Source organism: Massilia sp. HP4 (genome assembly GCF_005222695.1).
GTDB lineage: Bacteria > Pseudomonadota > Gammaproteobacteria > Burkholderiales > Burkholderiaceae_D > Telluria.
In genome coordinates, this window is sequence record NZ_STGG01000011.1 from 199916 (window position 1) to 221382 (window position 21467).

Annotated in this window: 22 protein-coding genes; 5 read left to right on the forward strand and 17 right to left on the reverse strand. The window is 66.3% G+C overall.

All coding sequences use genetic code 11. From position 1 onward, the window contains the following. Positions 1-14: 14 nt before the first annotated feature. Entirely contained in the window at positions 15-644 is a 630-nt protein-coding gene (locus E8M83_RS04740; protein WP_137172237.1) for a head GIN domain-containing protein, read from the forward strand. A 33-nt stretch (positions 645-677) separates the two neighbouring features. Here the strand turns inward: E8M83_RS04740 and E8M83_RS04745 are convergent, their stop codons facing one another. The 8 genes from E8M83_RS04745 to E8M83_RS04780 form a co-directional block, all read right to left on the reverse strand. After that, positions 678-1004: a DUF4326 domain-containing protein gene (locus E8M83_RS04745; protein WP_137172238.1), complete on the reverse strand. Its 327-nt coding sequence runs from the start codon at positions 1002-1004 to the stop codon at positions 678-680. Between the two features lie 47 nt (positions 1005-1051). Beyond that, positions 1052-1372, reverse strand: a complete 321-nt coding sequence (locus tag E8M83_RS04750) for a helix-turn-helix transcriptional regulator (protein ID WP_137172239.1) — start codon at positions 1370-1372, stop codon at positions 1052-1054. Between the two features lie 136 nt (positions 1373-1508). Continuing rightward, positions 1509-1670: a cytochrome bd-I oxidase subunit CydX gene (cydX, locus tag E8M83_RS04755; RefSeq protein WP_137172240.1), complete on the reverse strand. Its 162-nt coding sequence runs from the start codon at positions 1668-1670 to the stop codon at positions 1509-1511. 23 nt (positions 1671-1693) lie between these two features. Further along, on the reverse strand, positions 1694-2851 hold the full coding sequence (cydB, locus tag E8M83_RS04760) for a cytochrome d ubiquinol oxidase subunit II (RefSeq protein WP_137172241.1): 1158 nt from the start codon (positions 2849-2851) through the stop codon (positions 1694-1696). Positions 2852-2855: 4 nt separating this feature from the next. Then, complete coding sequence (locus E8M83_RS04765; protein ID WP_137172242.1) at positions 2856-4466, reverse strand: cytochrome ubiquinol oxidase subunit I; 1611 nt, start codon at positions 4464-4466, stop codon at positions 2856-2858. Between the two features lie 40 nt (positions 4467-4506). Further along, the gene (gene cydC, locus E8M83_RS04770; protein WP_137172243.1) at positions 4507-6189 is read right to left on the reverse strand and encodes a thiol reductant ABC exporter subunit CydC; all 1683 of its coding nucleotides are present in this window, start codon (positions 6187-6189) and stop codon (positions 4507-4509) included. Beyond that, positions 6186-7874 (reverse strand): thiol reductant ABC exporter subunit CydD, encoded by a 1689-nt coding sequence (gene cydD / locus E8M83_RS04775; protein ID WP_137172244.1) that lies wholly within the window; start codon positions 7872-7874, stop codon positions 6186-6188. Before cydD ends, cydC begins: the two co-directional genes overlap by 4 nt. 54 nt (positions 7875-7928) lie before the next feature. Then, on the reverse strand, positions 7929-8330 hold the full coding sequence (locus E8M83_RS04780) for a DUF2946 domain-containing protein (RefSeq protein ID WP_137172245.1): 402 nt from the start codon (positions 8328-8330) through the stop codon (positions 7929-7931). 265 nt (positions 8331-8595) lie between these two features. On the opposite strand from E8M83_RS04780, the gene E8M83_RS04785 reads away from it, so the two are divergent. Both E8M83_RS04785 and E8M83_RS04790 read left to right on the forward strand, forming a co-directional pair. After that, complete coding sequence (locus E8M83_RS04785; protein WP_137172246.1) at positions 8596-9165, forward strand: GbsR/MarR family transcriptional regulator; 570 nt, start codon at positions 8596-8598, stop codon at positions 9163-9165. A gap of 85 nt (positions 9166-9250) precedes the next feature. Beyond that, positions 9251-9823 (forward strand): hypothetical protein, encoded by a 573-nt coding sequence (locus tag E8M83_RS04790; RefSeq protein WP_137172247.1) that lies wholly within the window; start codon positions 9251-9253, stop codon positions 9821-9823. Here E8M83_RS04790 and E8M83_RS04795 read toward each other — a convergent pair. Beyond that, positions 9807-10091: a hypothetical protein gene (locus E8M83_RS04795; RefSeq protein WP_170976694.1), complete on the reverse strand. Its 285-nt coding sequence runs from the start codon at positions 10089-10091 to the stop codon at positions 9807-9809. The genes E8M83_RS04790 and E8M83_RS04795 overlap by 17 nt on opposite strands. 113 nt (positions 10092-10204) lie before the next feature. Between E8M83_RS04795 and E8M83_RS04800 the strand changes: the two genes are divergently transcribed. Both E8M83_RS04800 and E8M83_RS04805 read left to right on the forward strand, forming a co-directional pair. Continuing rightward, the gene (locus E8M83_RS04800) at positions 10205-11098 is read left to right on the forward strand and encodes a LysR family transcriptional regulator (protein WP_229491424.1); all 894 of its coding nucleotides are present in this window, start codon (positions 10205-10207) and stop codon (positions 11096-11098) included. A 19-nt stretch (positions 11099-11117) separates the two neighbouring features. Beyond that, positions 11118-11669 (forward strand): YdeI/OmpD-associated family protein, encoded by a 552-nt coding sequence (locus E8M83_RS04805; RefSeq protein WP_137172249.1) that lies wholly within the window; start codon positions 11118-11120, stop codon positions 11667-11669. A gap of 18 nt (positions 11670-11687) precedes the next feature. On the opposite strand, the gene E8M83_RS04810 is transcribed toward E8M83_RS04805, so the two are convergent. The 8 genes from E8M83_RS04810 to E8M83_RS04845 form a co-directional block, all read right to left on the reverse strand. Further along, positions 11688-12461: an enoyl-CoA hydratase gene (locus tag E8M83_RS04810; RefSeq protein ID WP_137172250.1), complete on the reverse strand. Its 774-nt coding sequence runs from the start codon at positions 12459-12461 to the stop codon at positions 11688-11690. Between the two features lie 198 nt (positions 12462-12659). Next, a complete protein-coding gene (locus E8M83_RS04815; protein ID WP_137172251.1) occupies positions 12660-13856 on the reverse strand; it encodes an acetyl-CoA C-acyltransferase in 1197 nt (398 codons plus the stop codon). A gap of 27 nt (positions 13857-13883) precedes the next feature. Continuing rightward, positions 13884-16280, reverse strand: coding sequence for a 3-hydroxyacyl-CoA dehydrogenase/enoyl-CoA hydratase family protein (locus E8M83_RS04820; RefSeq protein ID WP_137172252.1), 2397 nt, complete (start codon positions 16278-16280; stop codon positions 13884-13886). Between the two features lie 33 nt (positions 16281-16313). Continuing rightward, entirely contained in the window at positions 16314-18104 is a 1791-nt protein-coding gene (locus tag E8M83_RS04825) for an acyl-CoA dehydrogenase C-terminal domain-containing protein (protein WP_137172253.1), read from the reverse strand. Positions 18105-18150: 46 nt separating this feature from the next. Further along, positions 18151-18768, reverse strand: a complete 618-nt coding sequence (locus tag E8M83_RS04830; protein WP_137172254.1) for a TetR/AcrR family transcriptional regulator — start codon at positions 18766-18768, stop codon at positions 18151-18153. Positions 18769-19046: 278 nt separating this feature from the next. Beyond that, positions 19047-19430, reverse strand: a complete 384-nt coding sequence (locus tag E8M83_RS04835) for an RNA-binding S4 domain-containing protein (RefSeq protein WP_137172255.1) — start codon at positions 19428-19430, stop codon at positions 19047-19049. An 18-nt stretch (positions 19431-19448) separates the two neighbouring features. After that, positions 19449-20609, reverse strand: coding sequence for a cardiolipin synthase ClsB (clsB, locus tag E8M83_RS04840; protein WP_137172256.1), 1161 nt, complete (start codon positions 20607-20609; stop codon positions 19449-19451). Continuing rightward, a complete protein-coding gene (locus tag E8M83_RS04845; protein WP_137172257.1) occupies positions 20597-21427 on the reverse strand; it encodes an endonuclease/exonuclease/phosphatase family protein in 831 nt (276 codons plus the stop codon). The genes clsB and E8M83_RS04845 overlap by 13 nt, the downstream gene beginning before the upstream one ends. Positions 21428-21467 lie beyond the last annotated feature (40 nt).

The following is a 21467-nucleotide window of genomic DNA, read 5'->3' on the forward strand; positions in this document are numbered from 1 at the left end:
TACCGGAGACCACCATGAAACGCGCAGCCATCGCCGCCCTTCTCGCCCTTGCTTCCCTGTCGACCCAGGCCGCCGACCAGGTGCGCAACGTGACGCCGTTCAAGACCATCGATGCGCGCGGCCCGGTCAGCCTGGTGGTCGAGGTCGGCAAGGCCCATTCGGTGCGGGTAGAAGGCAGCCAGAAATTCATCGACCGCGTCACGACCGAAGTGGTGCGCGGCGAGCTGCGCCTGAACTTTGAAGACGAGCGCAGGGGCAACGTCAATATCAAGGATGGCGAGCGGGTCATCGTCACCATGCCCGAACTGGCGAGCTTCCGTGGCGAAGGCGCCGGCCTGATGATCCTGAATAATATTCGCGGCGACCAGTTGGACGTGAACTACCGCGGCGCCGGCAGCCTGCAGATGAATGGCCGCGTCGGCCACCTGCGCCTGAACGCCGAGGGCGTGGGCGAGGTCCTCGCCAAGGACCTGGTGGCGCAAGATGCCGATGTGACCTTCCGCGGCATCGGCGAAGTGTCGGTGCATGCGAAGAACCGGCTCAATGCCAGCGTGCAGGGCCTGGGCAACCTGACGTATTACGGCAAGCCGCAGTCGGTCAGCCGTTCGGTGTCGGGCATCGGTAATGTGACCGCGGCCAAATAACGCAGCCCGCCCCGTTGCGGCGCCGCGCGGGGTTCAACCGTTGACGAGGTCGAGCAGCACCTGCGCATGGCAAGGCCCGTCGAGTCGGCACCAGCAGGCCAGGTGATGCCCGCGCAATATGCTTTGCGCCTCGTGCGCCAACTGGCGGCCGGCGGGATCGTCGTGCAGCCAGCGGCGGTAGGCCGCCACCGCGGCATCCACCGTCGGCATCGCCACGTAGCGGCCAACCGCCGTCCCCGGCGCCACCTCGGGCAGCACCGAGAACGGATTGCCCCAGCGCCCGGGACGCGCCACCGAGATCGTGTTCGGCGGCATGCGCCACCCCTTTTTGCGACTCAATTGCACGCGCTGCGGCGTCATCGGCGACCTCCATGGCTGATTTGCGCCGGCTCATCCGGCGCAAGCCATCATACCGTGGCCAGCCTGTCGTGCATCGACTGCGCGCCAGCGCTGCCGCAAGTGAAAGCAAGGAACTCCATCAGGCGCTGCAAGGTCTCCAGGCGCGCGGCATAGATCACGTAGCGGCCCTGCTGGCGCGGCGATACCAGGCCGGCATGGGTGAGTTCCTTCAGATGGAAAGACAGCGACGAGGCCGGCATTTCCAGCGCGGCGGCGATATTGCTGGCGGACTGGCCCTGGGGGCCGGCCTGCACCAGCAGGCGGAAGGCGGCGAAGCGCGATTCCTGGGCGAGCGCGGCAAGCGCGGCGATGGCGAGATTGGTTTGCATGCGGACAGTACTCATTTCGATTCAAGGACCAGCGCACAGGCGCTGGAAGCCACGGTTCGAATACTGTCGAATTACTTTGACAGGGTGATGACAAACGCGCGCCGGCGCCAACAAAGCCGCCGGCGCGCGTCCTTCGTCAGGCGCGCTTGCGCGGCGCGTCCGCGGCCGGCGCCTGCAGCGGCAGCAGGGGCGGATTCTTCTGGCGCGCAGCGTCGTCCATCAACTCATACCACATCGCGTTCAGCACGCCGAAGGCCGCTGCCAGCGGCAATCCCAACAACCAGGCGAAATACCACATGATGATGTCCTTTCTGTGTTCGGTTAGTAGGCGTGGCCCTTGCCATCGCGGATCTCGGCCGGGTTCACCTTGCCCCACAAGACCTTGTAGACCCAGCTGGTATAGAGAACGATGAGCGGCAGGAAGATGCTGGCGCAGACCAGCATGACGAACAGGGTCAGGTGGCTCGACGACGAATCCCACGCCGTCAGGCTGGCCTGCGGCTGGATCGACGACGGCAGGATGAACGGGAACATCGAGGCGCCCACGCTGAGCACGATGCCGGCCACCGACAAGCTCGAGGCCAGCATCGCCACGCCTTCCTTGCGCCTGGCCAGCGCCAGCCAGGCCAGCAGCGCGCCGGCGATGCCGGCGCCTGGCGCCAGCTGGGTCCAGGGATGGGCGGCGTAATTGGCGAACCAGGTGCCGGCCACGCCCGACTGCACGGTCTTGAACAGCGGATTCGACGGACCGGTCGTCACCAGCGCGCTCGTGATGCGGTAGCCGTCGACCACATTCCACAGCAGCACGCCCGCCACCGCATACAGCACCACGGTGGCGAGCGCAGCGCGGATGCCCCATATGCGCGCGCGGCTGGCCACCAGGCCGTCGGTCTTGAGCACCAGCCAGGCCGCGCCGTGCATCACCAGCATCGCCACCGACACCAGGCCGCACAGCAGCGCGAACGGGTTGAGCAGGCCCAGGAAGCCGCCTTCGTAATAGATCTGCATATCGGGCGCGATGCGGAACGGCACGCCCTGCAGCACATTGCCCATGGCGACGCCGAAGATCAGCGCCGGCACGAAGCCGCCGATGAACAGGGCCGCGTCCCATACCGCGCGCCACCGTGTGCTGTCACGCTTGCTGCGGTACTTGAAGGCGACCGGACGCAGGATCAGCGCCAGCAGGGCGGCCGCCATGGCGAGGTAGAAGCCCGAGAACGCTACCGCATACAGCTGCGGCCAGGCGGCGAAGATGGCGCCGGCGCCCAGCACCAGCCAGACCTGGTTGCCTTCCCACACCGGGCCGACGGTGTTGATGACCACCCGCCGTTCAAGGTCGGTCTTGGCCACGAAAGGCAGCAGGGTGCCGGTGCCGAGGTCGAAACCGTCGGTCACGGCAAACGCCACCAGCAGGACGCCCAGCAGCGCCCACCAGATGACACGCAGGGTGTCGTAGTCGAGAAGCATATGAAGAACCATGTTGTTACTCCGCAGGGATCATTGGCGCAGTGCGCATTGCCGGCGTGGCGCCGGCCAGGGGGCTGTGGGCGCCGGGGGCGAGTTCGAGTTCCTTCTCGGGCCCCTTGCGGATCGCTCCCAGCATCAGCTTCATCTCGACCACGATCAGGATCGAGTACAGCACCACGAAGCCGATCAGGGTGGCCAGCACGGTCTGGACGCCCACGTTCGACACCGCCAGCGCGGTCGGCAGCACGCCTTCGACGGCCCACGGCTGGCGCCCCAATTCAGCCACGATCCATCCCGCTTCGGCCGCGACCCATGGCAGCGGGATCGACCACACGGCCACCTTCAAGAGCCACGGATAGGCATCCAGGCGGCGCCGCGCCGACAGCCAGAAGAAGACGGCGGTGAGCACGATGAAATACATGCCGAGTCCGACCATGATGCGGAACGACCAGAACAGCGGGGCCACTTGCGGCACGGTGTCGTTGGCGGCTTGCCTGATCTGGGCCTCGGTGGCCTGGCGCGGATCGTCGACGTAGCGCTTGAGCAGCAGCGCATAGCCCAGCACCTTGCCGTGTTCTTCGAACTTCGCCTGCAACTCTGCCGGCACCGGCCCCTTGCCGCCCAGCGCGCGGATCTGCTCCAGCGCGTCATAGGCCAGGATGCCCTGGCGTACGCGCACCTCGGCCAGCTTGACCAGGTCGTTGATGCCCGGGATCTCGGTCGAGAGCGAGCGGGTGCCGATCAGGCCCATGACCCAGGGGATGTGGACGGCGTAATGGGTCTCGCGCGCCTCCTGGTCGGGAAAGCCCACCGCGGTGAAGGCGGCCGGCGCCGGCTGGGTGTCCCACATGGCTTCGACCGCGGCCAGCTTCATGCGCTGGTGCTCGGTGGCCAGGTAGCCGCTTTCGTCGCCCAGGACCACCACCGACAGCGAGGCGGCCAGGCCGAACGAGGCGGCCACCGTCATCGAGCGCTTGGCCAGCTCGGCATGGCGCCCCTTGAGCAGGTACCAGGCCGAGACGCCGAGCACGAACAGTGCGGCGATCACATAGCCGGCCGACACCGTGTGCACGAACTTGGCCTGGGCCACCGGATTGGCCAGCACGGCGCCGAAGTCGGTCACTTCCATGCGCATGGTCTGCGGATTGAGGGCGGCGCCGACCGGGTTCTGCATCCAGCCGTTGGCGATCAGGATCCACAGCGCCGAGAAATTGGTGCCGAGGGCGGTCAGCCAGGTCACCATCAGGTGCTGGCGCTTCGACAGCCTGTCCCAGCCGAAGAAGAACAGGCCGACGAACGTCGCTTCGAGGAAGAACGCCATCAGGCCTTCGATGGCCAGCGGCGCGCCGAACACGTCGCCGACGTAATGGCTGTAGTAGCTCCAGTTCATCCCGAACTGGAACTCCATCACCAGGCCGGTCGAGACCCCGATGGCGAAGTTAATACCGAACAGCACACCCCAGAACTTGGTCATCTGGCGCCAGATCGGGCGGCCGGTCATCACGTACACGGTTTCCATGATGGCGATGACCATCGACAGCCCCAGTGTCAGGGGAACGAACAGGAAGTGATACAGCACCGTCAAGGCAAACTGCAGTCGGGAGAGCCCGACGACGTCGAGATCCATGGTGAATCCTTTCTTCTAAGTGTGAATCGATGGTTGTGTTCTAGTCGTGGCGAAGCGCATCGAGCGCCGCGTCGAATCCTCGTGTCCCGCGCCGGTGGTCGGCGACCAGCCGCCCCGCCCGCATCACGAGCAGACGCTCGGCCAATGCAGCCTCGCGCCGCAGGTGGGTAGCCAGTAGCACCGTGCGGCCGCTGGCATGCTGCGCCAGGCGCGCCAGCACGTCGGCGGCGGTGGCGGCGTCGAGCGCCTCGGTCGGTTCGTCCAGCAGCCAGAAATCGGCCCGGAGCAGCAGCAGGCGCGCCAGCGCCAGGCGGCGCGACTGCCCGCCCGACAGGCCCAGGCCGCCCTCGCCCAGCGGCGTGTCGAGCCCGCGCGACAGTTGGCGTACGTCGACCTCGAGGCCGGCGGCGCGCAGCGCGTCCCACAGCTGTTCGTCGCTCGCCTGCGGATCGGCCAGGCGCAGGTTGTCGCGCAGGCTGTCCTGGAACAATTCGGTGCGCTGGGTCAGCCAGGTGGCGGGCAGCGCCCTCACCTGCCCGGCATGGGGCGCCAGCTCGCCGGCAACGAGCCCGAGCAGGGTCGACTTGCCGGCGCCACTGCTGCCGACGACCGCGACCCGCTCGCCGCGCGCGATGCGCAGGCTGACGTCGTGCAGCGCCGCGCCTTCGCGGCCCGGGTGGACCACGCCGGCGTCGCACAGCAGCAGCGCCTCGCCGTCCCCCGGCGTGCCGATCACGATGCCGTCATCGGCTTCGCGCTTCAGGCGTGGCCCCACGCGGCGCGCCGCCAGCCAGCTGCGGCCGGCCTCGATGGCGCCGCGGCGCATCGCGGCGAACGGCTCCAGCGCGGCCAGGGCGATGAGCAGCGCCAGCGCGGCGGCCGGCGCGCCCAATCCACGATGCTGGGCCAGCGCGCCCACCGCCAGCAGGGTCGCCGCCACGGTCAGGTGGCCGCCGACCGCATAGGTCCAGCCGGCGCCGGTCTCGAGCCGGTGCAGTGCATCGTCGGCGCGAGAGAGCGTGTCGTCGGTACGGGCCAGGCGTGCGCACTGGGCCGGCAGGCGGCCGGCCATCGCCAGGTCGGTCTGGCCGGCGACCAGGTCGATGGCCTGGGCCCGCAGCCGCTCCAGCGCGCGGGCGCGGCGCAGCGCCAGCGGACGGGCAAGGCGGGCCACGACAGCCGCCGTACCCCAGCCGAAGGCCAGCAGCCAGACGAAGATCGCCAGTCCGAGCCGCCAGTCGAGATTGGCCAGCACCACGCCGGCCAGCAGTGCAGCACCCAGGGCCGCGATGGCCGGCACGACCAGGCGCAGGTAGATCGATTCGAGCGCGTCGATGTCGCCGGTCAGGCGGAACAGCAGGCGCGACGGACGGCGCAGCAGGGCGCGCGCCGCCTGCGGGCCGGCCCAGCCGCGAAACAGCCGTTCGCGCAGCGCGGCCAGCACGCCCAGGGTGGCGTCGTGGGTCACCATGCGCTCGGCGTAGCGGCCGAAGGTGCGGCCCAGGGCCAGCAGGCGGATCGCCGCGCTGGGCACGAAGACGTTGAACATGGCGCCGGCCAGGCCTGCCAGCGCGGTAGCGGTGATGAACCAGCCCGAGGTGCCCAGCAGCGCCATCCCGGCCAGCACCACCAGGGTGGAAAGGAAGGCGCCGAGCGCCATGCGCCGTCCGCCGGTCCTGGCGAACAGGACGAGCACCTGTTCCAGGTCGTCGGTGGATTTCATGCCGCCCTCCGTTTGGTCAAGGGATCGCCGATGCGCACCACGCGTTGCATGCGCGCGGCCAGGGCCAGGTCGTGGGTGGCGACGATCAGGGTGCGGCCCTGCGCCAATGTCACCAGGGCGTCGATCACGCCCGCCGCGGTGTCGCGGTCGAGGTGGGCCGTGGGTTCGTCGGCCAGCAACAGGCCGGCGTGCGGCGCGCACACGGCGCGCGCCAGCGCCAGGCGCACCAGTTCGCCGCCCGAGAGGCCGAGACCGCCCTCGCCCAGGCGGTCGCCCGGCGTCGCATGGCCCACGTGTCCCAGCCCGGCGCGATGCATGGCCACGCCGACCGCCTCGCTATCGATGCCGTCGCGCTCGAGCGATACGTTGCCGCGCACCGAGCCCGAAAATACGTGCGGCTTCTGGCCGATCCAGGCCATGCGCGCGCGCAGTTCGGCGGCCGCGCGTTCATCCTGCGGCACGCCGCCGATGCGCACCGCGCCGCCATTCGCCGGGGCCAGGCCGGCGATGACCGACAGCAGCGTGGTCTTGCCGCTGCCGCTGGGGCCGACCAGGGCCACGTGTTCGCCGGCGCCGACATACAGATCCTCGCCATCGAACAGCGGCGCTTCGCCGGGATGCCGGAACACCAGTCCCTCGACCTCGACCGACGGCGCGCCAGGTGCGCGACCGGCGCGCAGCTGCTGCCGTTGCGGCGCCAGCGCGCCGGGCAGCGCAAGGCCGGCGTGGCGGAGCTGTTCCAGTTCTTCCAGCGCCGCCTCGCCCGAGGCCTTGTCGTGCCATACAGCCGCCAGTTCGCGCAGCGGCTCGAAGAAGGCGGGCGCCAGCAGCAGGATGAACAAGCCTTCGGCCAGGCTCAAACGCACGCCCCAGCTGCCCGGCCCGATCTCGCCCAGCAGATGAAAGCCCACGTAGACGGCGACCAGCGCCACGCCCAGCGCCGAGAACAGTTCCAGCGCGGTGGACGACAGGAAGGCGATGCGCAGCACGCGCATGGTGCTGGCGCGCACGCTTTCGGCAGTGGCGCGCACGCGCTGCGCGGTGGCGTCCACGGCGCCCAGCGCGCGCAGGGTCGACAGGCCGCGCAGGCGGTCGAGCAGGAAGCCGCTCATGCCGCCGATCACCTGCAGCTGCGCTTCGCTGGCAGCCTTGGCGCGCCAGCCGATGACGGCCATGAAGACCGGGATCAGCGGCGCGGCCACCACCAGGATCAGGGCGGCGGTCCACGAGTAATAGAAGACTGCCAGCGCAATCGCGGGCGGCACCAGCATCGTGCGCATGCGCGCCGGCTGGTAGCGCACCAGCCAGGGCAGCACGGCCTCGGCCTGCTCGGCCAGCGCGCTGGCGGCGCGGCCGCTGGCCAGGCGCTCGGGGTCCAGCGGCGAGCGCGCTGCCAGGGCCTGCGCCGCCTGTGCGCGCAAGGTGGCGAGATGCCGGCGCGACGCCGCGAACAGGCGGCGTGCACCCCAGGCTTCGCTGCCGGCGCGCAGCAGGCCCAGCGCCAGGAAGGCGCCGGCTGGCGCCAGCATGTCCTGCAGGCCGGCGCCATGGGCAAGCCGCTGCACGGCATGGGCCAGCAGGGCTGCCTGTGGGATCCACAGCAGTGCCGCCGCGCTCATCACCAGGGTGGCGCTGCGGGTAGTACGGGCGTGCGTGGCCGGGCCACGGCCTTGACGGCGAAGCATGGTGTTTCTCCAGACGGAAGATGGGTGCGGCGCTCGGCCGCGCTGTTGCCGGGGTCAGGCCGGCAGTGGCGGGGCCCGGCTGCGGTGGGCGGCGCGGATGGCCGCTGCGGGGGGCAAGGCCGGCCCGTGGAGACGCAGGATGCGCTCGACCGGGGCGGCCAGCAGCATCAGGGTTCCCGGTGGGTGGGCGACCACGGCCAGGTCGTATTGCGCGACGCAGGCCGGGCAGTGCATGCCGGGATGGACAGCCTTGTCCTTGCCGGCGTCGTCATCCAGGCCGCCAAGGTCGAGCGCTACCAGCCTGGTGCCGGCCGACATGCAGATGTCGATCCAGGTCTTGCCCTGGTGCGCCGGATTTGACGCAAACGTCGACGCAATAGTCGGTGCAAGCATGCCCCACAGGATCGCCAGGGCGGCGAGCCAGAGGATGATGGAGCGGTTGCGTTGCGAGTTCATGGTGTTCAGTCCAGCGGTGAAGCCGATTCCTTGCTTGCCCTGCGAAGTGCGCGGTGTTGGTCGCAAACTTCAAAACATTTTGAATTTTCAGAAAACATTGAAATTATGCACCGAAACTTCAAGTTTGTCTCGATAGGAGAGTGACTTTGTCGGAAATTGCTCATGTATTAACAATCGCTTGCACCGCAATGGGGAGGCGGTCCGTGTGCTTAAGCTAAGGGCGTGGGATAATCCCTCTTTCAAAAGCATCGAAAAGTTCTCAATCATGACGCCACTCGTCCAAACATTTGTCAGTCACTTCGGTGAGATGGGCAGCCGCTGGGGCATCAACCGCACAGTGGGGCAGATCTATGCGCTGCTCTTCGTGACCGAAGAACAGCTGCATGCCGACGATATCGGCGAAAAGCTCGGCATCTCGCGCTCCAACGTCAGCATCGGGCTCAAGGAATTGCAGTCCTGGGGGCTGGTGCGCCTGTCGCGCATCCCCGGCGACCGGCGCGAGTACTTCACCTCGCTCGGCGACGTGTGGGAAATCTTCCGCGTGGTCGCGGCCGAACGGCGCCGGCGCGAAGTCGCCCCGACCCTGTCGGTGCTGCGCGAATCGCTGATGGCCAACGCCAGGACGCCCGAAGACCAGTTCGCGCAAGAGCGCATGCGCGAGATGCACGAGCTGGTCGACCTGGCCAATAACTGGTTCGACGACCTGCAGCGCCTGTCGCCCGAATCGATGTCGCAGCTGATGAAGATGGGCTCCAAGGTGCAGAAGCTGCTGTCGGCCAAGGACCGCCTGTTCGGCGCGGCCGGCAAAGACGCCAAGGACGCCAGGGAAGAATAAGGCCGTCCTTACGGCCTGGATAGCCGTGCTCGCCGCTTTTGCATGAGCGGATAGACTGGGGTTTTGATTGCCAGGCTATCCACTCATGAACATCGTCTGTATCGCCTGGGGCTCGCTGTTGTGGAAGCCCCAGGGTCTCAAGCTGGCCTCGGGCTGGCATCCCGGCGGTCCGCCGCTTCCCCTCGAATTCGTGCGCCAGAGCGACGACAGCCCCGAGCTGGCGCTGGTGCTGTGCGAGACCGCGCGCCTCGCGCCGACCTACTACGCCTACCTTGCCACGGGCGACCTCGATGAGGCCCGCGCCATGGTACGCGAGCGCGAAAAAATCACGCTTGAACGGCCCGAGTGGATCGGCAGCATTCCGGCGCTGGAAGGCTCACCGGAAGACCAGCGCGTCAGCGCCTGGCTGCGGGCAAAGCGGATCGATGCCGCCGTCTGGACCGCCGTGCCGCCCAAGTTCGATGGCCAGAACGGCCGCGTGCCGACGGCCGACGAAGTCGTCGCGTGGCTGGACAGCTGTACTGGCGAGCAGCGTGCGGCGGCCGAGGACTATATCCGGCGCACGCCGGCCCATATCGACACCCTTTATCGGCGCGTCATCGAAGCGCGGCTGGGATGGCGGCCGCTGCGCGAGGCGCACGTCACGCAGCGGCGCTGACAGCGGAGGACGACCTGCGGGTTTTCTCGCCACGCGGCGACATGGCCTTCATGCTGGCCGCTACGCCGCGTAAGGCCGTCATGCGCTGCGCGCGGAGCGTGCCTTGCAGTGACGATGCCAGCGCGATGAGCAGCACGCCCGCGCCCTGCGGCAGCGCAAGCACAATGAGCGAGCTGAGCAAGCTACGCACCACGACCAGGACCGGACCGGCCGACTGCTGCCGTTTGTCTTGGCCGTCCACTAGTAATGAAGTCTTCTGGATGTCCATTCCTGCCTCCCCCTGGTTGACGATGAAGACATACTGATGCATGCTTGGCTAGTTTGGAATTGCATGCGCTGATCTACCAGCTATGCAAATTCGTATACCTTGGGGATGCCGGCTTGATCGAGTGGGAACTTTATCGCAGCTTCTCGCACGTCCTGCGCGAGGGCTCCCTGTCGGGCGCGGCCCGGGTGCTCGGCATGGCCCAGCCCACGGTCGGGCGCCATATCGCGGCGCTCGAGGACGCGCTGGGACTGGTATTGTTCACCCGTTCGCAGACCGGCTTCCTGCCGACCGAAGCCGCCCTCGCGCTGCAGCCGCACGCACGCGCGATGGAAGCCATCGCCGCCACCCTGGAGCGAACGGCCGGCAGTCTCGGTGATGGCGTCCGGGGGACGGTCAGGGTCAGCGTCAGCGAGTGGGTCGGCGTCGAAGTCATGCCGGCCGTAATTGCGGCATTGCGCGAACGCCATCCCGACGTCAGGATCGAACTCGTCATCGCCAACCACGTGCAGGACTTGCTGCATCGCGAGGCGGACATCGCCGTGCGCGTGACGCGGCCCACGCAAGAGCAGCTCATTGCACGCCGCGTCGGGACGATCGAGTGGGGCCTGCATGCAAGCGCCGGCTATCTGGCGCGGCATGGCGAGCCGATCGAGCTCGCGGACCTGTCCAGCCACACGCTGATCGGCTACGACCGCGGCACGCCTTTCGTGCGCGACGCATTACAGCAATGGCCGCAGTTCCAGCACGCGAACCTTTCGCTGCGCACCGATAACGACCTGGCGCAACTGGCGCTGATCCGTGCCGGCGCCGGCATCGGCATGTGCCCGGCGGCCCTGGCATGCCGCAGCCCGGACCTGGTGCGCGTCCTGCCAGCCGCGTTTGCGATATCGCTTGAAAGCTGGGTGACGATGCACGAGGATTTGCGCGAGAGTGCCAGCTGCCGCGCGACGTTCGACGCCCTGGTCAATGCGATGTCGTCTCTTGCGTCGCCGGCATCGGGGCGATGATGTGCCAACCGGAGGATGTATGCCACACGCCGCCACCCAGTCACGTTTTGAAGCCGTGTTATGCCGCCCTGTGGATCCGCAGGGAGACGACGGCTGGGCATTTGTCGTCTTGCCGAAGCTCGCCAGCGACGCCTTCCCCCGCCGCGGCCGCACCAGCATGCAAGGCACGATCAATGGCCGCCCATTCCAGGCGACTCTGGAGCCGGACGGGCAGTTGAGCCACTGGTTCAGGGTGCCGGCGCCGCTGATGGAAGCAGCCGGAGTGGCGATCGGGGATACGGTCACGCTCGACGTATCCCCTGCACCGGAGGAGCTTGAACCTCCCGTGCCCCCGGAACTGGACGAGGTGCTCGACGCATCGCCGCCGGCCAGGGAGACCTGGGACGCCACCACCACCATTGCCCGCATCGACTGGGTCCACTGGATCGAATCGGCCAAGCAGTCCAAGACCCGCTTGAAGCGCGTGGCCGACGCCGGCCACATGCTCGCTTCCGGCAAGAAGCGGGTCTGTTGTTTCGACCCGTCGGGGTATTACAGCAAGAGCCTCAATCCGCCGCGCGAGGCGAAGTGAGGCCCGGCATCATCGGGTTCAGTCGAACTTGCTGAAATCCGGCTTGCGCTTCTCGAAGAAGGCGGTGAACGCTTCCTTGGCCTCGGCGCCCGTCAGCATGGCGCTGAAGCGCTCGTTCTCGGCGGCGATGGTCTCTTTCACCAGCGCGCCGCGTGCGCGCTTCATCAGCGCCTTGGTGGTGCGGATCGACGCTGGGGGCAGCTTGGCCAGCTTGGCAGCCTGGCCCTGGGCGAAGAACAGCAGCTCGGCGGCCGGCAGCACGCGGGCCACGATGCCCATCTCCAGTGCTTCCTGGGCCACGAACGACTCGCCCAGCAGCAGCTTCTCTGCCGCACGCGTGTAGCCGGCCGACTGCGCCACCAACAGCGACGAAGCGAATTCCGGGCACAGGCCAAGCTGGGTGAACGGCATCGAGAACTTGGCGTTGTCGGCGGCGTAGACCAGGTCGCAGTGCATCAGCAAGGTGGTGCCGATGCCGACCGCGGCGCCGGCGACCGCCGCCACCACTGGCTTGCTTGCGCCTTCCAGCGCGGTCATGAACTGGAATACCGGGCGCTCGGGCGTCATCGCGCCTTCGCCGACGTTGTTCAGAAAGTCGTCGAGGTCGTTCCCGGCGGTGAAGATCTCGGGCTGGCCGGTGATCAGGATGGCGCGCACCGAGGCATCCTGCTCGGCGTCGCGCAGCGCATCGGCCATGGCCTGGTACATCGCGCCGGTGATCGCGTTCTTGCGCTCGACGCGGTTGAATTCGATGGTGAGGATGCCGTCGGCTTTAGTGAGGCGGATGGTCATGCTGGTGTCTCCGGGGTTGTTCTTGCGTTGGTTGGACGCGTCGGCGGCGCAGCCGCCAACCCTACATGGGTTCGTGCGTTGCCTGGACGCGTGGGCGGGAGACCCGCCCACCCACCGTCACGCTCGCGGCATTGACGTCGGGTGCTTGGATGTCCCGCCCACGCTTGAAATGCGGCGGCGGCGATGCCGCCATGTCGCCTAGACGCGCTCGATGATGCCTGCGGCGCCCATGCCGGCGCCGACGCACATCGTCACCATGCCGTACTTGAGGTTGTTACGGCGCAGCGCGTGCACGACGGTCGCGGCGCGGATCGCGCCGGTCGCGCCCAGCGGGTGGCCCAGGGCGATCGCGCCGCCCATCGGGTTGACCTTGCTGGTGTCCAGGCCCAGGTCGCGGATCACGGCCAATGCCTGGGCGGCAAAGGCTTCGTTCAGCTCGATCCAGTCCAGCTGGTCCTGGGTGATGCCGGCGGCGGCCAGCGCTGCAGGGATCGCGACCTTGGGGCCGATGCCCATGATTTCCGGCGGTACGCCGCGCACGGCGAACGACGAGAACTTGGCCAGCGGGGTCAGGTTGTGCTCCTTCAGGATCTTTTCGCTGACGACGATCAGCGCGCCGGCGCCGTCCGACATCTGCGACGAGGTCGCGGCGGTGACCGAACCCTTGGCCGCGAACACAGGCTTCAGTTTCGCCATGCCTTCCGCGGAAGCGTCGGCACGCGGGCCTTCGTCGGCATCCACGGTGCGCTTCTTGATGCTGATCTCACCGGTGGCCAGGTTCGGCGTGCGGGTGATGACTTCGACCGGGGTGATCTCGTCCTTGAAGTAGCCGGCCTGCTGGGCGGCGATGGCGCGGCGGTGCGATTCCAGGCCGAAGGCGTCCTGGTCTTCGCGCGAGATCTTCCACTGGTTGGCGACATTCTCGGCCGTCAAACCCATGCCGTAGGCCAGGCCCACGTTCTCGTCCTTGAAGGTCTCCATATTGATCGACGGGTGGTGGCCCATCATCGGCACCATCGACATCGATTCGACGCCGCCGGCGATCATCACGTCGGCTTCGCCCACGCGGATGCGGTCGGCCGCCATCGCAAGCGCGGTGATGCCCGATGCGCAGTAGCGGTTGACGGTGACGCCGCCCACGGTGTTCGGCAGGCCGGCCAGCACCACGGCGTTACGTGCCACGTTGAAGCCCTGCTCGGCCTCGGGGAACGAGCATCCGATGATGGCGTCGATGATCAAGGAAGGGTCCAGGTTCGGCACGGCGGCCATGGCGCCGCGGATCGCGTGCACCAGGAGGTCGTCCGGGCGGGTCTTGTTGAACATGCCGCGCGGCGCCTTGCCGATCGGGGTACGGGTCGCTGCGACGATGTATGCGTCTTGAAGTTGTTTGCTCATGTCAGTAGTCCTGTTCTGTCGTCAGCGTTAGTTGCGGACTGGCTTACCGGTCTGCATCATGCCCATGATGCGTTCCTGGGTCTTCGGATTGTTCAGCAGCGCCACGAAGGCACGGCGTTCCAGGTCGAGGATCCACTGTTCGCTCACCACGCTGCCCTGGTCGATGTCGCCGCCGGTCACGATCTCGGCGATGGTGTCGCCCAGGTGGTAGTCATAGGCCGAGATGAAGCCGCCGTCGCGCATATTGACCATCTGGCCGCGGATCGTGCCCCAGCCATAGCGGCCGGTCACAGGGAAGGTGCGGCGCGCCGGCGCACGGTAACCGGCGTCGAACATGGCGCGCGCGGTGGTTTTCGCCACGTGCAGCAGTTCATACGCGTTGAAGACGATGACGTCGTCCTCTTTCAGGTAACCCATCGCCTTGGCTTCCAGCGCCGACTTCGACACCTGCGCGGTGGCCGCGTTCATGAAGCCGTTCTTGAGGAATTGCAGGATGTCGTTGCCCTTGGCTTCATTCGCCGCGCGCAGCGCTGCTTCTTTCAGGCCGCCGCCGGCCGGCACCAGGCCGACACCCACTTCGACCAGGCCGATATACGACTCGATCGACGCCACGCGCTTGGACGCATGCAGCGCCAGCTCGCAGCCGCCGCCCAGCGCCAGGCCGGCCACTGCGGCCACGACCGGGATGTTCGAATACTTCATCGCCATGAAGGTGTCCTGCAGCTCGCGCACGATCGGCTCCATCGCCTTCGCGCCGCCAGCCATGAAGGCCGGCAGGGCCGATTGCAGGTCGGCGCCGGCCGAGAAGGCGCCGCCTTCGGCCGCGTCGGTATTCCAGATGACGATGCCCTTGAAGCCCTGCTCGGCTTCTTTCAAGGCGCGCTGGATGCCCTTGATGACGCCATCGCCGATGACGTGCATCTTGGTCTTGAGCGAGATGACCAGGATCTCGTCGTCCGAGTGCCACAGGCGCACGGAGTCGTCTTCGAACACGGTGGTGCCGAAGGTCTTCGCGTCGGTCGTGGTCGAGCCGATCACTGGTGCGCGGAACTGCTGGCGCTTGTAGACCGGCAGGTCCGAGACAGGGACGTAGGCGTTCTTGGTGACCGAGTACGAACCTTCAGCGGTGTGCACGCCCTTCTCTGCAACCGAACCCTCGAACACCCAGGCCGGCAGCGGTGCGTCGCTGAGCGCCTTGCCGGCGTCGATATCTTCCTTCACCCACTGCGCGATCTGGGTCCAGCCGGCAGCTTGCCAGGTCTCGAACGGACCGACGCTCCAGCCGAAGCCCCAGCGCATCGCGAAGTCGATGTCGCGCGCATTGTCGGCAATCGTGTCCAAGTGGAACGCGATGTAGTGGAAGGCGTCGCGGAAGATCGCCCACAGGAACTGCGCCTGCGGATTGGTCGAATCGCGCATGGCCTTGAATTTCTTGACCGGGTCTTTCTCTTTGAGGATGCGGCCGACGATGTCGGCGGCTTTCGCGCCGCCGGCGACGTACTCGCCACTCGCGAAGTCCAGGCGCTGGATCTCCTTGCCGACCTTCTTGTAGAAGCCGGCCCCGGTCTTCTGGCCCAGCGCGCCCTTCTCGATCAGCTTGGCGAGGATGTCAGGCGTCTTGTAGACATTGAAGAACGGATCGTCCTTCAGGTTGTCTTGCATGGTCTTGATCACATGGCCCATGGTGTCCAGGCCGACCACGTCCGCGGTGCGGAAGGTGCCCGACTTGGCGCGACCGAGCTTGGCGCCGGTCAGGTCGTCGACCACGTCGACCGACAGGCCGAATTTCTCGGCTTCGACGATCGTGGCCAGCATGCCGAAGATGCCGACGCGGTTGGCGATGAAGTTCGGGGTGTCCTTGGCGCGCACGACGCCCTTGCCCAGGGTCGAGGTCAGGAAGGTCTCGAGCTGGTCCAGGATTTCAGGACGGGTAGCTTCGGTCGGGATCAGTTCCACCAGGTGCATATAGCGCGGCGGATTGAAGAAGTGCACGCCGCAGAAGCGCGCCTTCAGTTCGCTGTCGAAGCCTTCGGCCAGCTTCTCGATCGACAGGCCCGAGGTGTTCGAGGCGAAGATCGCATGCGGCGCGATGTGAGGCGCGACCTTGGCGTACAGGTCGTGTTTCCAGTCCATGCGCTCGGCGATGGCTTCGATGATCAGGTCGCAGCCGGCCAGCACGTCGAGGTTGTCCTCGTAGTTGGCCACTTCGATCAGGGCCGCGTCATCCTTGTTGCCCAGCGGGGCCGGCGACAGTTTCTTCAGGTTCTCGATGGCGCGCAGGACGATGCCGTTCTTGTTGCCGTCCTTTGCAGGCAGGTCGAACAGCACGACCGGCACCTTGGCGTTCACGCAGTGGGCGGCGATCTGCGCACCCATCACGCCGGCGCCCAGCACGGCGACTTTCTTGACGATGAAATTGGACATGTAAGTATTCCTTAATTGAGCTCGGCGTGATGGTTAGAACAGTTCGGCGTCCAGCGCCGTCAGGTTCGCGGCGCCCGAACGTGCCTGGCGGATCAGCATCGCGGTTTCCGGATACAGGCGCGCGAAGTAGAAGCGGATGGTCGCCAGCTTCGATTCATAGAACTTGTCGCCCGAATCGAGCTTGGAGAGCGCGATCTTGGCCTGTTGCGCGAACAGGTAGCTGTACACCAGGTGGCCGGCCACGCGCAGGTAAGGCACGGCGGCGGCGCCCACTTCGTCCGGGTTCTGGAAGGCTTTCATGCCGATTTCCATGGTCAGCTTGGTGACCTTGTCGCCCAGTTCGCCCAGCGGGGTCACGAATTCGGACAGCTGTTCATCCAGGCCGTTGTCTTCGACGAACGACTTGATCTTCTCGCCAAACTTGCGCAGCTTGGCGCCGTTGTCCATCAAGATCTTGCGGCCCAACAGGTCCAGCGACTGGATGGTGTTGGTGCCTTCGTAGATCATATTGATGCGGGCGTCGCGCACATACTGCTCCATGCCCCATTCGGCGATGTAGCCATGGCCTCCGTAGACCTGCATCGCTTCCGAGGTGGCGATCCAGCCGTTGTCGGTGATGAAGGCCTTGATGATCGGGGTCAGGAGCGCCACTTCGTCGGCCGCTTCCTTGCGCACGTCTTCGTCGGTATGGTTCAGCTCACGGTCGATCTGCAGCGCGACATACGACGAGAAGGCGCGCGCGCCTTCGGCGTAGGCTTTAGCCGTCAATAACATCCGTCGCACGTCCGGGTGCACGATGATCGGATCGGCCGGTTTGTCCGGTGCTTTCGGGCCCGACAGGCTGCGCATCTGGATGCGGTCCTTGGCATAGGCCAGCGCGTTCTGGTAAGCGACTTCGGTCAGGCCCAGCGACTGCATGCCCACGCCCAGGCGCGCCGCGTTCATGAACACGAACATCGCCTGCAGGCCCTTGTGCGGCTGGCCGATCAGGGTGCCGCGGGCGTTATCCAGGTTCATCTGGCAGGTCGAATTGCCGTGGATGCCCATCTTTTCTTCGATGGCGCCGCAGGCGATGCCATTGCGCTCGCCCAGCGAACCGTCGTCAAGCGGCAGGAACTTCGGCACCAGGAACAGCGAGATGCCTTTCGAGCCTTCAGGGGCGTCCGGCAGGCGCGCCAGCACCAGGTGGACGATGTTCTCGGACATATCGTGTTCGCCGGCCGAGATGAAGATCTTGGAGCCGGTGATCAGGTAGGTGCCGTCGGCCTGCGGTTCGGCCTTCGAGCGCAACAGGCCCAGGTCGGTGCCGCAATGCGCTTCGGTCAGGCACATGGTGCCGGTCCATTCGCCCGAGACCAGCTTTGGCAGGTACAGGCGTTTCTGGTCATCGGTGCCGTGTTCCAGCAGGCACTCATAGGCGCCGTGCGACAGGCCCGGATACATCGACCAGGCCTGGTTCGACGAATTGAGCATCTCGTAGAACGAGTTGTTCAGGGTGATCGGCAAGCCCTGGCCGCCGTATTCAGGATCGCAGGCCAGCGCCGCCCAGCCGCCTTCGACGTACTGCTGGTAGGCTTGCTTGAAACCCTTCGGGGTGGTGACGGTTTTATCGGCCGCATTGAAATGGCAGCCTTCGCGGTCGCCCGAGTGGTTCAGCGGGAACAGCACCTCTTGCGTGAACTTCGCGCCTTCCTCGAGCACCTGGTTGATGATGTCGGTATCGATCTCCGAGTACTTTGGCAGATTCTTGAATTCTTCGGTGACGTTGAGGAATTCGTGCAGAACGAACTGCATATCCCGGATTGGCGCGACGTACTGACCCATGGTTATCTCCTGAACGAGGGTAAAGATGTTGGACGTGGCAGGCGGCTCATGCCGCCTGATGGTCTTGCGGTAGTTGGGGCTTGCGGTAATTCTCGACCAGGCGTTCGAAGGCGGCCCGTGCGCGTTCGACCGCGCCTGGATTGCGCAGGAAGCGGGCGTCGTGGTGCAGGGCCAGGATCAGGCCGTGCATCTCGAACACCAGCTGGGCGGCATCGAGGTCCTTGCGCAGGTGGCCGAGCTCGACCGCCTGCTGCACGCTGCGCAGCAAGGCCTCTTGCCAGGCGCGCACCATCGACACCAGCTGCTCGCGGATCGGGCCTTCGCGGTCGTCATACTCGACCGCGCCGCTGATATAGATGCAGCCCGACGCGATCTCGACCGACACGCGCTTGACCCAGCGGGTATACATCGCCACCAGGCGCGGCAGGCCGCGCGCTTCCTTGATGCTCGGGTAAAACACCTCCTGCTCGAAGCGGTGGTGGTAGAGCTTGACCACTTCGAGCTGCAGGTCTTCGCGCGAGCCGAAGTGGGCGAACACGCCCGATTTGCTCATGCTCATCCTGTCGGCCAGCAGGCCGATGGTCAAGCCTTCGAGGCCGTTGCGGCTGGCGAGTTCGAGCGCGACGTCGAGGATTGCGGCCCGCGTCTGTTCGCCCTTGCGCATGAATTTTGCTGAAGTACTGATAGCTTCCCCTGAATCGAAAAAAATCCGAACGCTCGTACTATTATCTATCAGCCGAGGAATGTCAAACGGGAACTTAGAGGTGGCGTTCTATTGATGCAAGACAACGATCGGTGCCTGGAGAAGGCACCGTGGAGCGCATCTGCCCGGCCACCGTAGGTGGCAGGCGGATTTTGTTGTTTCAGCTATAAAGGTACAGCATTTTTGAGGATTGGGATATCCCATTGATGGAGTGCATCGCGAGGCATATCACGACCCGTTCATTCCTCGCCCACGCGCTCCATCGCACGACGGTCGCGCTTGGTCGGCCGACCTTTGATCTCCATGCTCGGCTCGGGGTACAGCCGGCGCGCCGTCTTGTCGTTCTCGCGCCGCGCGATGCTCTCGTCGGTCTCGAAATACAGGGTGCGCGCCACCGGCGCCGGGCCGCGCGAACCCGAGATCGCGGCCACGATCACTTCCCAGCGATCCGACCCGTTGTCGATCAGGATTTTGTCGTTCACTTTCACCGCGCGCGACGGCTTGACCGGCTCGCCGCCGATCCTCACTCGGCCGCGATCCACCGCGTCCTGGGCCAGCGAGCGGGTCTTGAAGAAGCGCGCCGCCCACAGCCATTTGTCGATTCGTACGTTGTCGTTTTCCATATGTCTTCCAAATAATCCCTAGGTGTAGCCGAACGTGACCACCCGCATCACCAGCTTGTACATCATATAAGCCATGCCATAGGTGGCGCGGCGCAGCCAGCCGATATGCGCGAACTCCTGCGGGCAGACCTCCTTGCCATCGGCAATGCCGCGCTCGATATGCGCGCGCATGGTGGCCGCGAACACGGGATCGAGCACCACGACATTGGCCTCCTGGTTCAGGAACAGCGACAGGCCGTCGCAGTTGCTGGAACCGACCGTGGCCCAGTCGTCGTCGACCACCGCCACCTTCGCATGCAGCTGGGTCTTGCGGTATTCCACCACGCGGATGCCGTCGGCCAGCAGCTTGGGATAGAAGGAATGCGCGACCGCGTCCTGGATCCTGAACTCCCCTACCCCGATCAGCAAGGTCACCTGCACCCCGCGCCGCGCGGCATGCGCCAGCGCCTTGCGGAACTTGCGGCCCGGCGCGAAATAGGGCGTCGCCAGCAGCACGCTGTGGCGCGCATGTCCCAGCGCATGCAGGTAGGCTTTCTGGATCGTGCTGCGGTTACGCAGGTTGTCACGCACCACAAATGCGGCCCGGGCCGGGCTTTCGCAAGAGGGAATCGGCTGCTTGCGCATCTCGCGGAACAACTGGAAGCGCTTGCGCAGCTTGAGGCGGCCGGAGCGCGTCCACTGCACTTGCGCCTCGTGGTGGATCTGGGCCACCAGCGGCCCGCGCACGCGCACCGTGAAATCCCAGCGCGGCGCCGGCAGGCGGTGGCCGTCGGCATGGTCGCACAGCCAGTCGTCGTTGACGTTGATGCCGCCGACAAAGGCGACGGCGCGGTCGATCACGGCGATCTTGCGGTGCGAACGGGCGATGCCGCGCCGGCACCAGGGATTGAAGACGCGGTACTGGGCGCCGGCCTCGAGCAGGATGGGGCCGAGCCGGCCGCAGCAGCGCTGGCCGGTGCCGAACCAGTCCACCAGCACCCGCACCTTCACCCCGCGCCGCGCCGCACGCGCCAGGGCGTCGCGCACGGCCGCACCAGTCTCGTCTTCGGAGAAGATATAGGTTTCGAACAGCACCTCATGCTGGGCGGCGTCGAGCGCTTCGATCAGCGCCGGGAAAAAAGCAATACCGCTCTGGAGCAGCGTGATGTCGTTATCGTCGACAAAGGTCAGACTGCGCATGGCCCTTGTGTGAGCTCGAGCTCGGCCACGATAGGCGCGTGGTCGGACAGCTTGGCCCACAGCGCGCCGTGCAGCACCTTGGCGCTGTTGACCTTGAAGCCGCGCACATAGATGCGGTCGAGCCTGAACCACGGCAGCATGGCCGGGAAGGTGCGGGCCGGCGCCAGGCGCGGCTGGCGGCCGGCCCAGCTGCGCACCATATCGCCCATCGGCGAGCGCGGTCCCAGCTTGTCGAACACTTCTTCCACACCCAGCGCATTGCGCAGCTTGTCGCTGAGCGTGTTGCGCCAGTCGTTGAAGTCGCCCGCGATGATCACCGGCTCCCCATTCGGCGCCGAGGCGTTGACGGCCTCGATCAGCGAGGCCGTCTGGCGGCCACGGCTGCCCTCGAACAGGCCGAGGTGAACCACATAGCAGTGCACCTGGCATTCGGGCGCGCCCAGGATGCAGTGCAGGATGCCGCGCTGCTCATAGGCATGGTCGGAAACGTCGTGGTTGTGCGAGTTCTCGATCGGCCAGCAGCTCAGCAGCGCATTGCCGTGGTGGCCGTGGTCATAGACGGCGTTCATGCCGTACGCCGTGTGGTGGGCGTCGGCGGCAAAGTAATCGTACTGGGCTGTTTCTGGCCAGTGGCGGTGACCGCGGTCCTCCTTGCCGTAGCGTGCCTGGAAGCGGTCGTGCCGCCCTTGCACCTCTTGCAGGAAGACGACGTTGGCGTCGAATTCGGCGATGGCTTTCTTGAGCGCGATCACGCGTGGCGTGCTGCGCAGCGACGAGACGCCCTTATGAATGTTGTAGGTGGCAACACGAATTTTCATAAGAACATTCTACCCGGATCGGACCGGCGTTCTCGTGAAA

Bases quoted from the DNA above. Each gene is read 5' to 3' on its own strand.
- E8M83_RS04805 (WP_137172249.1), top strand. From the start codon at position 11,118: ATGCCACACGCCGCCACCCAGTCACGTTTTGAAGCCGTGTTATGCCGC.
- E8M83_RS04820 (WP_137172252.1), bottom strand. From the start codon at position 16,280: ATGTCCAATTTCATCGTCAAGAAAGTCGCCGTGCTGGGCGCCGGCGTG.
- E8M83_RS04815 (WP_137172251.1), bottom strand. From the start codon at position 13,856: ATGAGCAAACAACTTCAAGACGCATACATCGTCGCAGCGACCCGTACC.
- E8M83_RS04810 (WP_137172250.1), bottom strand. From the start codon at position 12,461: ATGACCATCCGCCTCACTAAAGCCGACGGCATCCTCACCATCGAATTC.
- cydD (WP_137172244.1), bottom strand. From the start codon at position 7,874: ATGCTTCGCCGTCAAGGCCGTGGCCCGGCCACGCACGCCCGTACTACC.
- E8M83_RS04785 (WP_137172246.1), top strand. From the start codon at position 8,596: ATGACGCCACTCGTCCAAACATTTGTCAGTCACTTCGGTGAGATGGGC.
- E8M83_RS04835 (WP_137172255.1), bottom strand. From the start codon at position 19,430: ATGGAAAACGACAACGTACGAATCGACAAATGGCTGTGGGCGGCGCGC.
- cydC (WP_137172243.1), bottom strand. From the start codon at position 6,189: ATGAAATCCACCGACGACCTGGAACAGGTGCTCGTCCTGTTCGCCAGG.
- E8M83_RS04830 (WP_137172254.1), bottom strand. From the start codon at position 18,768: ATGCGCAAGGGCGAACAGACGCGGGCCGCAATCCTCGACGTCGCGCTC.
- E8M83_RS04825 (WP_137172253.1), bottom strand. From the start codon at position 18,104: ATGGGTCAGTACGTCGCGCCAATCCGGGATATGCAGTTCGTTCTGCAC.
- cydB (WP_137172241.1), bottom strand. From the start codon at position 2,851: ATGGTTCTTCATATGCTTCTCGACTACGACACCCTGCGTGTCATCTGG.
- clsB (WP_137172256.1), bottom strand. From the start codon at position 20,609: ATGCGCAGTCTGACCTTTGTCGACGATAACGACATCACGCTGCTCCAG.
- E8M83_RS04765 (WP_137172242.1), bottom strand. From the start codon at position 4,466: ATGGATCTCGACGTCGTCGGGCTCTCCCGACTGCAGTTTGCCTTGACG.
- E8M83_RS04750 (WP_137172239.1), bottom strand. From the start codon at position 1,372: ATGCAAACCAATCTCGCCATCGCCGCGCTTGCCGCGCTCGCCCAGGAA.
- E8M83_RS04790 (WP_137172247.1), top strand. From the start codon at position 9,251: ATGAACATCGTCTGTATCGCCTGGGGCTCGCTGTTGTGGAAGCCCCAG.
- E8M83_RS04740 (WP_137172237.1), top strand. From the start codon at position 15: ATGAAACGCGCAGCCATCGCCGCCCTTCTCGCCCTTGCTTCCCTGTCG.
- E8M83_RS04845 (WP_137172257.1), bottom strand. From the start codon at position 21,427: ATGAAAATTCGTGTTGCCACCTACAACATTCATAAGGGCGTCTCGTCG.
- cydX (WP_137172240.1), bottom strand. From the start codon at position 1,670: ATGTGGTATTTCGCCTGGTTGTTGGGATTGCCGCTGGCAGCGGCCTTC.
- E8M83_RS04780 (WP_137172245.1), bottom strand. From the start codon at position 8,330: ATGAACTCGCAACGCAACCGCTCCATCATCCTCTGGCTCGCCGCCCTG.
- E8M83_RS04745 (WP_137172238.1), bottom strand. From the start codon at position 1,004: ATGACGCCGCAGCGCGTGCAATTGAGTCGCAAAAAGGGGTGGCGCATG.
- E8M83_RS04795 (WP_170976694.1), bottom strand. From the start codon at position 10,091: ATGGACATCCAGAAGACTTCATTACTAGTGGACGGCCAAGACAAACGG.